At 71.9% G+C, this 14,577-nt stretch carries 14 protein-coding genes; 8 read left to right on the top strand and 6 right to left on the bottom strand.

Going from position 1 to position 14,577, the window contains the following annotated elements; genetic code table 11:
- The first annotated feature begins 21 nt into the window (after positions 1-21).
- Positions 22-999 carry a pyridoxal-phosphate dependent enzyme gene (locus AB0L89_RS09780; protein WP_365137048.1) on the top strand — a complete coding sequence of 326 codons (978 nt, stop codon included), beginning with the start codon at positions 22-24 and terminating at the stop codon, positions 997-999.
- On the opposite strand, the gene AB0L89_RS09785 is transcribed toward AB0L89_RS09780, so the two are convergent.
- Positions 978-2,576, bottom strand: coding sequence for a Na+/H+ antiporter (locus tag AB0L89_RS09785; protein WP_365137051.1), 1,599 nt, complete (start codon positions 2,574-2,576; stop codon positions 978-980). The two genes, AB0L89_RS09780 and AB0L89_RS09785, sit on opposite strands and share 22 nt — an antisense overlap.
- Before the next feature lie 46 nt (positions 2,577-2,622).
- Between AB0L89_RS09785 and AB0L89_RS09790 the strand changes: the two genes are divergently transcribed.
- The 3 genes from AB0L89_RS09790 (at position 2,623) to AB0L89_RS09800 (ending at position 4,573) form a co-directional block, all read left to right on the top strand.
- Positions 2,623-2,883: a UBP-type zinc finger domain-containing protein gene (locus AB0L89_RS09790; protein ID WP_365137054.1), complete on the top strand. Its 261-nt coding sequence runs from the start codon at positions 2,623-2,625 to the stop codon at positions 2,881-2,883.
- 248 nt (positions 2,884-3,131) lie between these two features.
- The gene (locus tag AB0L89_RS09795; RefSeq protein ID WP_030780840.1) at positions 3,132-3,545 is read left to right on the top strand and encodes an anti-sigma regulatory factor; all 414 of its coding nucleotides are present in this window, start codon (positions 3,132-3,134) and stop codon (positions 3,543-3,545) included.
- Positions 3,542-4,573, top strand: coding sequence for an RNA polymerase sigma factor SigF (locus AB0L89_RS09800; RefSeq protein WP_365137059.1), 1,032 nt, complete (start codon positions 3,542-3,544; stop codon positions 4,571-4,573). The genes AB0L89_RS09795 and AB0L89_RS09800 overlap by 4 nt, the downstream gene beginning before the upstream one ends.
- A gap of 85 nt (positions 4,574-4,658) precedes the next feature.
- Here the strand turns inward: AB0L89_RS09800 and AB0L89_RS09805 are convergent, their stop codons facing one another.
- Positions 4,659-5,117 carry a hypothetical protein gene (locus AB0L89_RS09805; protein WP_365137062.1) on the bottom strand — a complete coding sequence of 153 codons (459 nt, stop codon included), beginning with the start codon at positions 5,115-5,117 and terminating at the stop codon, positions 4,659-4,661.
- A gap of 103 nt (positions 5,118-5,220) precedes the next feature.
- Between AB0L89_RS09805 and AB0L89_RS09810 the strand changes: the two genes are divergently transcribed.
- Together AB0L89_RS09810 and AB0L89_RS09815 are read left to right on the top strand one after the other, a co-directional pair.
- Positions 5,221-6,189, top strand: a complete 969-nt coding sequence (locus AB0L89_RS09810; RefSeq protein WP_365137065.1) for a diacylglycerol kinase family protein — start codon at positions 5,221-5,223, stop codon at positions 6,187-6,189.
- Positions 6,190-6,505: 316 nt separating this feature from the next.
- Positions 6,506-6,763, top strand: coding sequence for a WhiB family transcriptional regulator (locus AB0L89_RS09815; protein ID WP_016639615.1), 258 nt, complete (start codon positions 6,506-6,508; stop codon positions 6,761-6,763).
- A gap of 203 nt (positions 6,764-6,966) precedes the next feature.
- Here AB0L89_RS09815 and AB0L89_RS09820 read toward each other — a convergent pair whose 3' ends face one another.
- Positions 6,967-8,433 carry a PAS domain-containing sensor histidine kinase gene (locus tag AB0L89_RS09820; protein ID WP_365137228.1) on the bottom strand — a complete coding sequence of 489 codons (1,467 nt, stop codon included), beginning with the start codon at positions 8,431-8,433 and terminating at the stop codon, positions 6,967-6,969.
- A 356-nt stretch (positions 8,434-8,789) separates the two neighbouring features.
- Positions 8,790-9,407, bottom strand: a complete 618-nt coding sequence (locus AB0L89_RS09825) for a TetR/AcrR family transcriptional regulator (protein WP_365137068.1) — start codon at positions 9,405-9,407, stop codon at positions 8,790-8,792.
- Between the two features lie 93 nt (positions 9,408-9,500).
- Here AB0L89_RS09825 and AB0L89_RS09830 point away from each other — a divergent pair, with 93 nt between their 5' ends.
- Entirely contained in the window at positions 9,501-10,283 is a 783-nt protein-coding gene (locus AB0L89_RS09830; protein WP_365137070.1) for an SDR family oxidoreductase, read from the top strand.
- Between the two features lie 45 nt (positions 10,284-10,328).
- Here the strand turns inward: AB0L89_RS09830 and AB0L89_RS09835 are convergent, their stop codons facing one another.
- Positions 10,329-11,357, bottom strand: a complete 1,029-nt coding sequence (locus AB0L89_RS09835; RefSeq protein WP_365137231.1) for an SIS domain-containing protein — start codon at positions 11,355-11,357, stop codon at positions 10,329-10,331.
- Positions 11,358-12,195: 838 nt separating this feature from the next.
- Between AB0L89_RS09835 and nagB the strand changes: the two genes are divergently transcribed.
- Entirely contained in the window at positions 12,196-12,981 is a 786-nt protein-coding gene (gene nagB / locus AB0L89_RS09840; protein WP_365137073.1) for a glucosamine-6-phosphate deaminase, read from the top strand.
- Between the two features lie 94 nt (positions 12,982-13,075).
- Here nagB and AB0L89_RS09845 read toward each other — a convergent pair whose 3' ends face one another.
- Positions 13,076-14,575 carry a glycoside hydrolase family 3 protein gene (locus AB0L89_RS09845; RefSeq protein WP_365137076.1) on the bottom strand — a complete coding sequence of 500 codons (1,500 nt, stop codon included), beginning with the start codon at positions 14,573-14,575 and terminating at the stop codon, positions 13,076-13,078.
- Positions 14,576-14,577 lie beyond the last annotated feature (2 nt).

The following is a 14,577-nucleotide window of genomic DNA, read 5'->3' on the forward strand; positions in this document are numbered from 1 at the left end:
CCCGCGAGTGACAATGGCGGGGTGCACCCCACCCCGCCCGTCCCACCCGCCCCGCTCGGCCGGCCGCCCCGGCTGCCGTCGCCGCTGCAGCGCGTGACGGACGACCGTTTCGGCCGCCGTGGCGTGGAGCTGCTCCTCAAGCGGGACGACCTGATCCACCCGGACCTGCCGGGCAACAAGTACCGCAAGCTCGTCCTGAACCTGCGGGCCGCCGCCGAGGCGGGCCACGACACCCTGCTCACCTTCGGCGGGGCCTACTCCAACCACCTGCGCGCCACCGCCGCCGCGGGCCGCCTCCTCGGCCTCGCCACGGTCGGCGTCGTCCGCGGCGACGAACTCGCCGACCGCCCCCTGAACCCCTCCCTGGCCCGCTGCGCGGCCGACGGCATGCGCCTGCGCTTCGTCGCCCGGTCGACGTACCGGCGCAAGACCGAGCCGGGGACGCTGGCCGCGCTGCTGCGCGAGAGCGGCGCCGAGGGGGCGTACGTGATCCCCGAGGGCGGCAGCAACACCCTTGCCGTACAGGGCTGCACGGCCCTGGGCGAGGAGCTGCGGGCGCACACCGACGTGGCGGCCGTGGCCTGCGGCACCGGCGGTACGCTCGCGGGCCTGGCCGCGGGCCTCGGGCCGGACCGGCGGGCCCTTGGGATACCGGTCCTCAAGGGCGGTTTCCTGGGCCCCGACATAGCGGACCTGCAGCGGCGGACGTTCGGCGGGCCTGCCGGGAACTGGCGCCTGGACGAGCGCTTCCACCACGGCGGCTACGCCCGCACCCCGCCCGAACTGCTCGACTTCGCCGAGGACTTCGAGGCCCGCCACGGCGCCGCGACCGGCCTCACCGTGGAGCGCCTCTACGTCGCCAAGCTCCTGTACGCCCTGACCGTCCTCTCCGAAGAGGGCGCCTTCCCGCCCGGGACCCGTCTCACCGCGGTGATCACCGGCACGCGCGATGACCCCGCGCCGACGGGGCCGAAGGGTCAGTCCTCGACCTCCCGGTAGGCGGCCGCCTCCTCCAGGTCCAGCTTGCGCAGCAGCGTCCGCATCAACTCGTCGTCGATGCGCCGCTCGTCCCGCATCCTCACGAACACCTCGCGCTCGGCCGCGATGGCCTCGCGCGCGAGGCGGCGGTAGGTGTCGTCCGCCGACTCCCCCGTCACCGGGTTGGACTGGCCGAGCCGTTCCCACACGGAGTTGCGGCGCCGCTCCAGAACGGTGCGCAGACGGTCCTGAAGGGGTGGTGGGAGGCTGTTGCGCTCGTCCCGCATCAGTTCCTCCACCCGTGCCTCCGCGGCCTGTGAGGCGGCGTTCTGCGCCTGCGCCTCGGCGAGCGTCTGGGCCTGCGCGTCACGGCCGGGCAGTTTCAGGACACGGATCAGCCACGGCAGCGAGAGCCCCTGCACGACGAGCGTGCCGATCACGGTGGTGAACGTCAGAAACAGGACAAGATTGCGCGCCGGGAACGGCTCGCCGTCGTCCATCACGAGCGGGATCGAGAAGGCGATGGCCAGGGAGACCACGCCCCGCATCCCCGCCCAGCTGACGATCAGCGGCCGCCGCCAGTCCATGTCGTCCTCGCGGTCCCTGATCCGCCCGGACAGCCAGCGGGGCAGATAGGTCGCCGGGTACGACCACACGAAGCGGGCCACGACGACGACCACGAAGACCCCGACGGCGTACCAGACCGCCTGCGCGACGCTGTACTCGCCGAGCCCCTTGAGCACGACGGGCAGCTGGAGCCCGATGAGCGCGAAGACCGCCGACTCCAGGATGAACGACACGACCTTCCAGACGGCGGCCTCCTGGAGCCGCGTCTCGAAGTCGACCTGCCAGGAACGGTGCCCCAGGTAGAGGGCGACCACGACCACGGCGAGCACTCCGGAGGCACCGACCTGTTCCGCTGCGGCGTACGCGACGAAGGGGATCAGCAGCGACAGCGTGTTCTGCAGCATCGCCTCCTTCAGATGGGTGCGCAGCCAGTGGATCGGGACCATGAGGAGCAGGCCGACGCCGACTCCGCCGACCGCCGCCACCAGGAACTCCCGCACGCCGCCCGACCAGCTCGCGCCCTCGCCGATCGCCGCCGCGAGCGCCACCTTGTAGGCGGTGATCGCGGTCGCGTCGTTCACCAGGGACTCGCCCTGCAGGATCGTGGTGATCCGCGAGGGGAGCCCCACCCTGCGCGCGATGGCGGTCGCCGCGACCGCGTCCGGCGGCGCGACGACCGCGCCGAGGACCAGCGCCGCGGTCAGCGGCAGATCGGGGATCAGCAGGTACGCGAGCCAGCCGACGGCGACCGTGGCGAACAGGACGTAACCGACCGAGAGGAGCGCGACGGGCCTGATGTTGGCGCGCAGGTCCAGGTACGAGCTCTCCAGGGCGGCCGTGTGCAGCAGCGGGGGCAGGATCAGCGGCAGCACGATGTGCGGGTCGAGGTGGTAGTCGGGCACTCCGGGGACGTAGGCGGCGATGAGTCCCACGCCGACCAGGAGCAGCGGTGCGGGCACCGGGGTCCTGCGTGCTGCCCCGGCCACCGCGGCGCTTGCCGCGATCAGTGCCACCAGCGGCAATACATCCATCGGCAGACCCCTCCGCCCTCCGTGTTCGCGTCGTAACCTGGCAATCATGAACGAGTGCCTGCACGTCGCGGGGCTGCCCCACCCCGAGGTGCCCCCGCTGAGCGAAACGTGCCTCGAGTGCCTGGCCGTCGGCAGCCACCCCGTCCAGCTTCGTCTGTGCCTGACGTGTGGACACGTGGGGTGCTGCGACTCCTCGCCGTTCCAGCACGCGACGGCACACTTCAAGGAGAGCGGTCACCCTGTGATGCGGACGTTCGAACCGGGCGAGAGCTGGCGCTGGTGCTTCGCGGACGGTTCGATCGTCTGAGCCCTGGGTACGTCAACCCGACGCCTGTTCTTTCCAATTGGGCGTGCGAGACCCCTAGCCACTGTCCGTGCTCATGGGCTTACTATGAGTGACAGCATCGGGGCGGGGTCCCCGGGACACGGAACTGGGGAGCGCGGTAGCGTCACCCGCGGAACTACGTGGTGCGTTACCCGTGTGACGCAGTCCGGACCGCCGTTGGACGGCGATTCCGGAGCCCCGAAAGTGCTTGTACCACCTTGGAGGTGAGGGTGTCCCAGATCGCAGGCGAGCCCGGGAATCAGGACTTCGTGGAGGTCCGCCTTCCGGCTGCGGGCGCCTACCTGTCGGTGCTGCGGACGGCGACGGCCGGCCTCGCGGCGCGTTTGGACTTCACTCTCGACGAGATCGAGGACCTCCGCATCGCGGTCGACGAGGCCTGCGCGATCCTGCTTCAGCAGGCCGTGCCGGGCTCGGTGCTCAGCTGCGTCTTCCGGCTCGTCGACGACTCGTTGGAGGTGACGGTCTCGGCACCCACGACCGACGGCCGGGCCCCGGAGCGGGACACCTTCGCCTGGACTGTGCTGTCGGCCCTCGCGGGCCAGGTCGACTCCACCGTCGCCGAGGACAACACCGTCTCGATCAGCCTCTACAAGAAGCGCGGCGCGGGACCCGGGCCGGCGTGAGGAACGGGGACGGGCCGGTGCGGGACGATGAGCGCGGCACACGGAGTCTGCCCGTCGGCGGCAGGGAGGGGACGCGCCGCATGACCACCGGGATCCCCGAGCAGCAGGCCAAACCGCACCCGGAGGACCCCGAGCAGTCGGGTCCGCCGGCGGTGGCCGATGTGTCGGAGCAGGCAGAGCCGACCGCCAAGGACGAGCTCAAGCGGCTCGCCGGCCGGGGCGGCGGGCGACGGGCGGGAAACATGAACGAGCACGAGCACAGCCGGCACGATCCACAGGACCGCAGCGGCGCACGCGCGATGTTCGTCGAGCTGCGCGGCCTGAAGGACGGCACTCCGGAGTACGCGGAGCTGCGCAACCAGCTGGTCCGCATGCACCTGCCGCTCGTGGAGCACCTGGCCCGCCGCTTCCGCAACCGCGGCGAGCCGCTCGACGACCTCACCCAGGTCGCCACGATCGGTCTGATCAAGTCGGTGGACCGCTTCGACCCGGAGCGCGGCGTGGAGTTCTCCACGTACGCGACCCCGACGGTCGTCGGCGAGATCAAGCGGCACTTCCGCGACAAGGGGTGGGCGGTCCGCGTCCCGCGGCGCCTCCAGGAGCTGCGTCTTGCGCTGACCACGGCCACGGCCGAGCTCTCCCAGCTGCACGGCCGCTCCCCCACCGTGCACGAGCTCGCCGAGAAACTGGCCATCTCCGAAGAGGAGGTCCTGGAGGGCCTGGAGTCGGCGAACGCCTACTCCACGCTGTCCCTGGACGTCCCCGACACGGACGACGAGTCACCGGCCGTCGCGGACACCCTGGGCGCCGAGGACGAGGCACTGGAGGGCGTCGAGTACCGCGAGTCCCTCAAGCCCCTCCTGGAGGACCTGCCTCCGCGCGAGAAGCGCATCCTGCTGCTGCGCTTCTTCGGCAACATGACCCAGTCGCAGATCGCGCAGGAGGTCGGCATCTCGCAGATGCACGTCTCCCGGCTCCTCGCGCGCACGCTCGCGCAGCTGCGGGAGAAGCTGCTCGTCGAGGAGTAGTCACCCTCCGTAGCGACGTAGCGGTCGCTCCCGATCCATAGAGCTCACTTCCGCGTCACTGGCGGCACTGCCGCACCAGTGGCGGCTACTTCTGATCCTGTACGTCGCCGGGGCCCCGGATGCCGAGGGCCTCGGTCGTCACCGGGTTCACCAGGAGCACCAGCGCGGCGACCGCCACGACCGCGAGGACGATGCCGGCCGGGATCGCCGCGCTGTCGGCCTGAAGCAGCTGCCAGGCCACCGGAAGCGCCATGATCTGCGTGATGATCGCGGGGCCGCGGCTCCACCGGCGCATCTTCAGGAGCCCTCGCGCGGCCAGCAGCGGCAGCAGCGCGAGGACGATCAGCGTGATCCCGCCGGTCTCGGCCTGGCGCGGGTCGTCGGGCGAGCCCGCGAGTCCCATCACGAGCATGTACACACCCCCGGCGAGGAGGGCGAGGCCCTCCAGCGCCGCCAGGGCCGCGGCGGCCGTCAGCCGTCCGGGACGCGGGCCCGACGCGGCCGGTTCCGGGGCTTGGGGGGTGGTTTTCCGCTCAGTGCTCACTCCAGCAGGGTAGCCCCGCGCGCCCCCGCCCCGGCACGTCGGTCCGGGCCGCCCCGGGACCTCGGTCTAGGCCGGGTAAAGAGCGCTAGGTAGTCTGCTGCGCATGCGTGCACTCCTCGTGGTCAACCCGGCGGCAACCACCACCAGTGCGCGCACGCGTGACGTACTGGTCCATGCGCTGGCGAGCGAGATGAAGCTCGAGGCGGTCACCACCGAGTACCGCGGGCACGCCAGGGACCTCGGCCGGCAGGCCGCGGAGAGCAAGGACATCGAGCTGGTCGTCGCCCTCGGCGGCGACGGCACCGTCAACGAGGTCGTCAACGGCCTGCTGCACCACGGACCCGACCCGGACCGCCTCCCCCGCCTCGCCGTCGTCCCCGGCGGCTCCACCAACGTCTTCGCGCGCGCCCTCGGCCTGCCGAACGACGCCGTGGAGGCCACCGGCGCCCTGCTGGACGCCCTGCGCGAGGGCAGTGAGCGCACGGTGGGCCTCGGCATCGCGGGCGGCACTCCGGGCACGGAGGACGAGGCGGTGCCCTCGCGCTGGTTCACGTTCTGCGCGGGGCTCGGTTTCGACGGCGGCGTGGTCGGCAGGGTCGAACAGCAGCGGGAGCTCGGCCGGCGCTCGACGCACGCCCTCTATGTGCGCCAAGTGCTCCGTCAGTTCCTCGACGAGCCCCACCGCAGGCACGGCATGATCACGCTGGAGCGGCCCGGCGAGGACCCGGTGACCGACCTGGTGATGTCGATAGTCTGCAATACCTCTCCGTACTCCTACCTGGGCAATCGCCCGCTGTACGCGTCCCCGCAGGCCTCCTTCGACACGGGCCTGGACGTGCTCGGTCTGAAGAAGCTCTCGACCGCCGCGGTGGCCCGTTACGGCACCCAGCTGCTGACGTCGACGCCGGAGCGCGGACCGCACGGTAAGCACGCGGTCACGCTCCACGACCTCACGGACTTCACCTTGCATTCGAAGGTGCCCCTGCCCCTCCAGATGGACGGTGACCACCTGGGGCTGCGGACAAGCGTGACGTTCACAGGCGTACGCCGTGCACTGCGTGTGATTGTGTGAGTGGAAGGGCCTAAAGTCCTTTCACTCGAACGTTTAGGCCAGGATCCACCCCATGGAAGTACGGCTGTGACCCAGTCGACACTGAGGAATCAAAAAAAACTTTCCGGAAGGGGTTGTATCCGCCGCCGAGGTTTGCGAATCTCTACATGGCGATCGGGACGGCCCGCAACATCGGCCCCACAGAGAGCCAGAACCCCTCCTCCACCACAGGTCCACACCAGGCGACTGGTTGTCGGCCCTTCCCGTGCGGGGGGATTCGTGAAAGCGTTCACATTCACAAGCAACCCGCATGTAATACCAAGGAGAGGTAGCAGCCATGGACTGGCGTCACAACGCCGTTTGCCGCGAGGAAGACCCCGAGCTCTTCTTCCCCATCGGCAACACCGGTCCTGCGCTGCTGCAGATCGAGGAAGCCAAGGCCGTCTGCCGCCGCTGCCCCGTCATGGAGCAGTGCCTGCAGTGGGCGCTCGAGTCCGGCCAGGACTCCGGCGTCTGGGGTGGCCTCAGCGAGGACGAGCGCCGCGCGATGAAGCGCCGCGCCGCTCGCAACCGTGCACGCCAGGCCAGCGCCTGACGCCCACACCCCTGACGAGCCTGAGCTTGGCGGCGCGTACAGCGAGTACGCAACTCCCGCCCCCGAGCCGCAGCCGCGCAGTACCCCCGATGCGCATCGCAACGTGAGCAGTGAGCCCCGGACCACATCGGTCCGGGGCTCACTGCTTTCGTCTGTGCGGGGCGCGTTCCGTCCTCGTCGGCGCCCGCGCCCGTTCGCCGGCGCTACTTGTCGCCGCGCACCGGTACGTCGAGGAGCACCTGCGTGCCGCGCTCCGGGGCGCGGACCATGTCGAAGGTGCCACCCAACTCCCCCTCGACCAGGGTGCGGACGATCTGCAGGCCGAGGTTGCCGGAGCGGTGGGGGTCGAAGTCGTCGGGCAGGCCGACGCCGTCGTCCTGGACGGTGATCAGGAGCCGGGCGTCCTTCGTCGTGCCGCCGCGCACCGCGGAGACCTCGACCGTACCGGTGTCCCCCTCGCGGAATCCGTGCTCCAGGGCGTTCTGCAGGATCTCCGTGAGCACCATGGACAACGGTGTCGCGACCTCGGCGTCGAGGATGCCGAAGCGGCCGGTGCGCCGGCCGGTGACCTTGCCGGGCGAGATCTCGGCGACCATCGCGAGGACCCGGTCGGCGATCTCGTCGAACTCCACGCGCTCGTCCAGGTTCTGCGAGAGCGTCTCGTGGACGATGGCGATGGAACCCACGCGGCGCACGGCCTCTTCGAGCGCCTCGCGGCCCTTGGCCGAGTCGATCCGGCGGGCCTGGAGCCGCAGCAGCGCGGCGACCGTCTGGAGGTTGTTCTTCACCCGGTGGTGGATCTCCCGGATGGTCGCGTCCTTGGTGATCAACTCCCGCTCGCGACGGCGGAGTTCGGTGACATCGCGCAGGAGTACGAGCGAACCGATGCGCGGTCCCTTGGGCTTGAGCGGGATCGCGCGCAGCTGGATCACCCCGTCGCCGCCCTCGATCTCGAACTCGCGCGGCGCCCAGCCGCTGGCGAGCTTGGCCAGGGCCTCGTCCACCGGACCGCGGGACGGTGCGAGTTCGGCCGTCGCCGTGCCCAGGTGGTGCCCGACGAGGTCGGCGGCGAGACCGAGGCGGTGGTAAGCGGAGAGGGCGTTCGGCGACGCGTACTGCACGATGCCGTCGGCGTCGAGGCGCAGCAGACCGTCACCCACGCGCGGGGAGGCGTCCATGTCGACCTGCTGGCCCGGGAACGGGAACGACCCCGCGGCGATCATCTGCGCCAGGTCGGACGCCGACTGGAGGTAGGTCAGCTCCAGTCGCGAAGGCGTGCGCACGGTCAGCAGGTTGGTGTTGCGGGCGATGACGCCGAGGACGCGCCCTTCCCTGCGTACGGGGATGGACTCGACCCGTACCGGGACTTCCTCGCGCCACTCGGGGTCGCCCTCGCGCACGATGCGGCCCTCGTCCAGGGCGGCGTCCAGGAGCGGGCGGCGACCGCGCGGGACGAGGTGGCCCACCATGTCGTCCTGGTAGGAGGTGGGCCCGGTGTTGGGCCGCATCTGCGCCACGGAGACATAGCGGGTGCCGTCGCGCGTGGGGACCCAGAGCACGAGGTCGGCGAAGGAGAGGTCGGAGAGCAGCTGCCACTCCGAGACCAGCAGATGCAGCCACTCGAGGTCGGAGTCACCGAGGGCGGTGTGCTGGCGTACGAGGTCGTTCATGGAGGGCACGTGTGCGAGCGTACCTTTCGCGTCCGGCGGGCCCGCTCCCCTGGGATTTCGCCGGGAATCCGGGTCGCCCCCGCGGGGGCCCGGAGAGTCCCGACGAGCCGCGGCGCCAGGGCGGGACCCTCAACCCGCCCACGGCACCGCAGCCCTTCAGGTGCATCGGCCGCCAGAATGTGCGGTACTGGTCGGCCGATCGGGAGGATCCGACGCGGTCAGGGCAGAGAGCGCCGGGTCCTCGGTCCGCTCTCCTGTGCGGGAAGAGCGGAGGCTTTACCCACGCATTGTGGACTAGACCATTCTCCCATGTCTATGCGTGTGCGGATGTTTGTTGTCGTCTCTTTCTCCGAAGGTCAGGGCTCGTTCCCCGCGGGTTGGACCGGCGGCCACACCTGCATGGCGAGATCGGCTACCGCCTCCAGGACATCGCGGGTGGCACCGTCCCTGGCCTGCTGCGACATCCCTTGGAAGACCGCCGCCGTGTAGCGGGCGAGGGCGGCGGGGTCGGTGCCCTCGGGCAGCTCGCCGGCCGCGACGCCCGTGCGGATGCGGGTCTCGATGACCGCCACGTTGGCGTTGCGCCGCTCGCGCAGGGCCTCTTCCACCTCCGGGGTCGTGCAGTTGGCGGCCGCCGAGATGACGAGGCAGCCGCGGGGATGGGCGGGGTCGGTGAACTCGGCCGCCGCCTCGTGCAGCATCCGCGAGACGGCGCCGCGCGCGGTGGGCTCCTCCTCGAAGGCGCGGCTGGTGAAGGCGCCGTGCGTGAGGCCGTACCGCACGACGACCTCGTCGAACAGGGTCCGCTTGTCACCGAAGGCGGCGTAGAGGCTGGGGGCGCCGATGCCCATGACCCGCGTGAGGTCGGAGACGGACGTTCCCTCGTACCCGTGCTCCCAGAAGGTGCGGATCGCCTGTTCCAGGGCCGTGTCGCGGTCGAAGGAGCGGGGGCGTCCGCGCTGTTTCGTCGCCATGGAGTGAATTGTATAGCGGGCGCTAGTAAATGGGAGGGAGATCGGGTACGGTCCTTTCTGTAATGACCGCTAGAGAAAGAGGGGGCGCCTGACATGGGTGCATCGGCCGGGGTTCAGCAGGGGAAGCTCGCGGGGAAGACGGCGCTGGTCACGGGCGGCAGCCGGGGCATCGGGCGCGGCATCGCCGAGCGGCTCGGGAGGGACGGCGCGCTGGTCGCCGTGCACTACGGCAGCAACGAGAAGGCGGCGAAGGAGACGGTGGCCGCGATCGAGGCGGCCGGCGGAGCCGCCTTCGCGATCGGTGCGGAGCTGGGCGTCGCGGGGGACGCGCAGGCCCTGTGGTCGGCGTTCGACGCGCACGCGGACGGACTGGACATTCTCGTGAACAACGCCGGGGTCGGTACGGCGAACTCCTTCGAGGACACGGACGCGGCGGAGTACGACCGCTTGTTCTCCGTGAACGTGAAGGCGCCGTACTTCATCACACAGCTCGGCGCGGAGCGGCTGCGCGACGGCGGCCGGATCATCAACATCTCGTCGGGCCTCTCGCGGGCCGCCGTGATGCCGGAGATCTTGACGTACGCCATGACCAAGGGCGCCCTGGACGTGTTCACGCGGAACCTCTCGAAGGTCCTCGGCACCCGCGGCATCACGGTCAACGCGGTCGCGCCGGGAATCGTGGACACCGACATCAACGCCGCGTGGCTGCGCGGCGAGGAGAACAAGGACGCGTGGGCGAACTCGGCCTCGATGTCGGCGCTGGGTCGCGTCGGCGACCCGTCGGACATCGCGGACGTGGTGGCCTTCCTCGCGTCGGACGACGGCCGCTGGGTCACGGGACAGTGGATAGACGCGACGGGCGGCTCGCTCGCGTGACCGCCCGGAGGGGCCCGGCGCTCCGGGCGGCCCCGCTCCCCCGCGTCAGCGGGTCTCGGTGACCTTGGCGAGGGCCCGGGGCGCGTCCGGGTCCTGGCCGCGGGCGATCGTGATCTCGTAGGCGAGCAGATGGAGGGGGATGATCTCCAGGATCGGCTGGACCTCCTCGGGCACGCCTTCGGTGGGCAGGACGACGCCGGCGGAGGCCTGTTCGACCTGATCCTTCGGGCCGATGACCATCAGGTCGGCGCCTCGGCCGCGCAGCCGGTCGAGGACCGGCCGGAGCGCCTCGCCGCCCCGGCCGTCCGGGACGACCGCGATGACCGGGGAGATGTTGTCGACCATCGCGAGCGGGCCGTGCAGCAGGTCGGCGCCGGAGTAGGCGAGCGCGGGGATGTAGCTGGTCTCCATCAGTTTCAGGGCGGCCTCCTTCGCGGTCGGGTAGCCGTAGCCGCGGGAGGTGATGACCATGCGTTCCGCGAAGCGGTAGCGGGCGGCGAGGGTCTTGATCTCGTCCTGGCGGGCGAGGAGTCCGGCGGCGAGTTCCGGCAGCGGGGCGGCGGCCGCGCCGACGTCGCCGTCCGCGCCGCGCAGGGATTCGACGAAGAGATGGAGGGCCAGCAGGGAGGCGGTGTAGGTCTTCGTCGCGGGCGCCTTCTCCGGTCCGGCGAGGACGTCGATGTGGTGCTCGGAGACGGCGGCCAGCGGCGAGTCCGGGTTGTTCGTCACGGCGAGGGTGATCGCGCCGGCCTCGCGGGCGGCCCGGGTGGAGGCCACCAGATCGGGCGAGCCGCCGGACTGGCTGACGGTGACGGCCAGGACGTCCCTGAGGTCGGGCTTGGCGCCGTACGCGGTGATGGTGGACATCGAGGTCAGTCCACAGGGCAGGCCGAGGCGGACTTCCAGGAGGTACTTGGTGTAGAGCGCGGCGTGGTCGGAGGTGCCGCGGGCGGTGAGCAGGACGAACCGGGGCCTGCGCGCGGCGACGCGGCGGGCGGTCTCGCGGATCCCGGGAGCACCCTCGTCGAGGATGCGCCGAAGGACGTCGGGCTGCTCGGCCAGCTCCCGGGCCATGATCCGCCCCGGGCGCTCGGCCTGGGGGTCGAGCGGGCTCAGCGGTCCCACCCCGTCCCGCGGACGGCCCCCACCGCCCCCACCGCCCCGATCGGGCCCGCCTTGCTGCCCCGGTGCGCCTTGCTGACCCGGTGCGCCCTGCTGCCCCGGGCTGCCGTGCGAGTCCGGCCCGCCCAGTGAGTCCGGCCCACCCGGCAAGTACGGCCCACCCAGCGAGTCCGACCCACCCCGCCGATCCGGTCCACCCAGCGAGTCCGGCCCACCCCGCCGATCCGGCCCACCCCGCAGGTCCGGCCCACCCCGCAGGTCCGATACACCCTGCTGATCGGGCCCGCCCGGCAAGCCCGGTCCACCTTGCGCCTCCGGCCCGCCCCGCCGATCGAGCCCGCCCCGCAGGTCCGGTCCGCCCCGCGGGTCCGGTCCGCCCCTTCGGTCCGGGCCGCCTTGCGGGTCCTGGGGAGTCATGACGGTCATGTCTTCCACTGTGCTCGCTCGGAGCGTGGGGCGCCTGTGCGGGCGGGTCCGAGGCCGTCCGCACGGACGGCAGCGGGACCCGTCCATGCGGACGGGAGCAGGGCCCGTGCAGGTGGGATGGGGGTGCGGCGGGAGCGGGGCGGTGGTGCCGGGGGCCGGTGTGCCGGGGCGGGCGAGGGGAGGGCGGAGGACAGGCGAGGGAAAGGCGAGGGGGCGGCTTCGGGGGTGGTGGCGCTCGACGGGCGCGGAGTCCGGCGAGAGCCCAGCATGGACGGCAGGAAACGACTGTTCTGACGGCACAGCTCTGCTAGATTGGTCTATACCACCAGTCCTTTGAGCCCCTCTCCAGATCGGCAGGCCCAGCGTGGAAGTTGTCATCGTCCCGGACGCCAAGGCAGGCGGCGAGCTCATCGCGGAGGCCATGGCCGCCCTGGTGCGCCGTAAGCCTGACGCCCTGCTCGGTGTCGCCACCGGCTCCACCCCGCTGCCCATCTACGAGGCGCTGGCCGCCAAGGTGGCGTCCGGTGCCGTGGATGCCTCGCGGGCCCGTATCTGCCAGCTCGACGAGTACGTGGGGCTGCCCGCCGGGCACCCCGAGTCGTACCGTTCCGTGGTCCTGCGGGAGGTCGTCGAGCCGCTCGGGCTGAGCGAGTCCGCCTTCATGGGCCCGGACGGCAGCGCCGAGGACGTGCAGGCGGCGTGCGAGGCGTACGACAAGGCGCTCGCCGAGGCCGGGGGCGTCGACCTTCAGCTGCTCGGGATCGGGACCGACGGGCACATCGGGTTCAACGAACCGTGCTCGTCGCTCGCCTCGCGCACGCGCATCAAGACGCTGACGGAGCAGACGCGGGTGGACAACGCGCGCTTCTTCGACGGGGACATCGCGCAGGTGCCCCACCACGTCATCACGCAGGGGATCGGGACGATCCTGGAGGCGCGTCATCTGGTGCTCCTCGCCACGGGTGAGGGCAAGGCGGACGCGGTCGCCGCGACGGTGGAGGGGCCGGTCGCCTCCGTCGTGCCGGCGTCCGCGCTGCAACTGCACCCGCACGCGACGGTCGTCGTGGACGAGGCCGCCGCGTCCAAGCTGAAGCTCGCGGACTACTTCCGGCACACCTACGTCAACAAGCCGGACTGGCAGGGTCTGTAAGCACGTCCGGCCGCCGGCGGGCGGCTGTGGACGGTACGACGGAGGGGCGCCACCAGGCTGGTGGCGCCCCTCCGTCGTACGTCCGGCCCCGGGCCTACTCGCCCGCGATGACCTCCGCCGCCGCCTCGCCGCAGACGCGTGCCGCGCCGCGGGTGGCGATGTAGAGGGCACCGGTCGGCGTCGACTGGGGGACGCCCATCTCGACGACGACCGTGTCGGGGCGGGCCTCGACCAGGGTCTTCACGGCGTCCGCCATCCACGCGTGGCGGTGGGCGTCGCGGACCACCGCGACGACGCGGCGCTCCCCCGCCGCCGCGAGGGCCCGCGCGCCGGCGTCGGCGCCGGAGTGGCTGCCGGACTCCGTGCCCGGGAAGCGGCGGGTGAGTTCGTCGGCGACGCCCCACGGGGTCTCGTCGCCGACCGCGATGTTCGCCTCGGCCCCGAAGGAGGCGACGTAGGGGGCCTCGGTGACCGGGGCCGTGTACGTCTCGCCGCGCGTGACCGTCAGGGCGCGGCGGGCCGCGACCAGGCCGATCCCGGTGTCGGGCACGCCCCCCGAACCCGCGCCCGGCCCCCTCGACGTCACGGCCCAGTGCGCCAGCGACCGCACGCGCTCCGCGGCGTCGGCGAGCCGCTCCTCGGGCAGCTCTCCCGAGCGCACGGCCTCGACGAAGGCGTCCCGCAGGCGCAGCACGGTCCCCTCGTCCGAGGGGCCGCCGCCCGTGCAGATCGCGTCGGCGCCCGCGGCGACGGCGAGCACGCAGCCGCGCTCGAAGCCGTACCGGCCCGCGATGGCCTGCATGTCCATGCCGTCGGTGACGATGAGGCCGTCGTAGCCGAACTCCTCGCGGAGCAGGCCGGTGAGGATGCGGCGGGAGATCGTCCCGGGGTTGTCCGGGTCGAGCGCCGGGGCCAGGACGTGGGCGCTCATCACGGCCCGCGTGCCGGCGGCGATCGCCGCGCGGAACGGCGCCAGGTCACGGGAGTTGAGCACGTCCCGGTCCACGTCGATCACCGGCACGGAGTGGTGCGAGTCGACCGCGGTGTCGCCGTGCCCGGGGAAGTGCTTGGCGGAGGTGGCGACGCCGGCGGACTGCATGCCCTCGACATACGCGGCGGTGTGCCGGGCCACCAGGAGCGGGTCGGCGCCGAAGGAGCGTACGCCGATGACCGGGTTGTCCGGGTTGGCGTTGACGTCGGCGGACGGCGCCCAGTTGAAGTTGATGCCGCAGGCGGCCAGGCGGCGGCCGAGGTCGGCGGCCACCTCGCGGGTGAGCGCCGTGTCGTCGACGCCGCCGAGCGCGTGGTTGCCCGGGTAGGAGGAGCCGGTGCGCACCTCCAGGCGGGTCACGTCGCCGCTCTCCTCGTCGATGGCGACGATGAGGTCCTCGCGCTCCGCGCGCAGCTGCGCGGTGAGCGCGGTGACCTGCTCGGCGGTCCGCACGTTGCGGCCGAACAGGCTGACGGAGCCGAGGCCCTCGCCGATCCGGCGGCGTACCCAGTCCGGCACGGCGGTGGTGCCGTCGAAGCCGGGCTGGAGGACGGCGAGGGCGTTGCGGGTGAGGGTGTCACCGGCGTGGGTCAGTGTCGTCATGG

The organism is Streptomyces sp. NPDC052114 (assembly GCF_040680155.1).
In the GTDB taxonomy this organism is placed as follows: Bacteria; Actinomycetota; Actinomycetes; order Streptomycetales; family Streptomycetaceae; genus Streptomyces.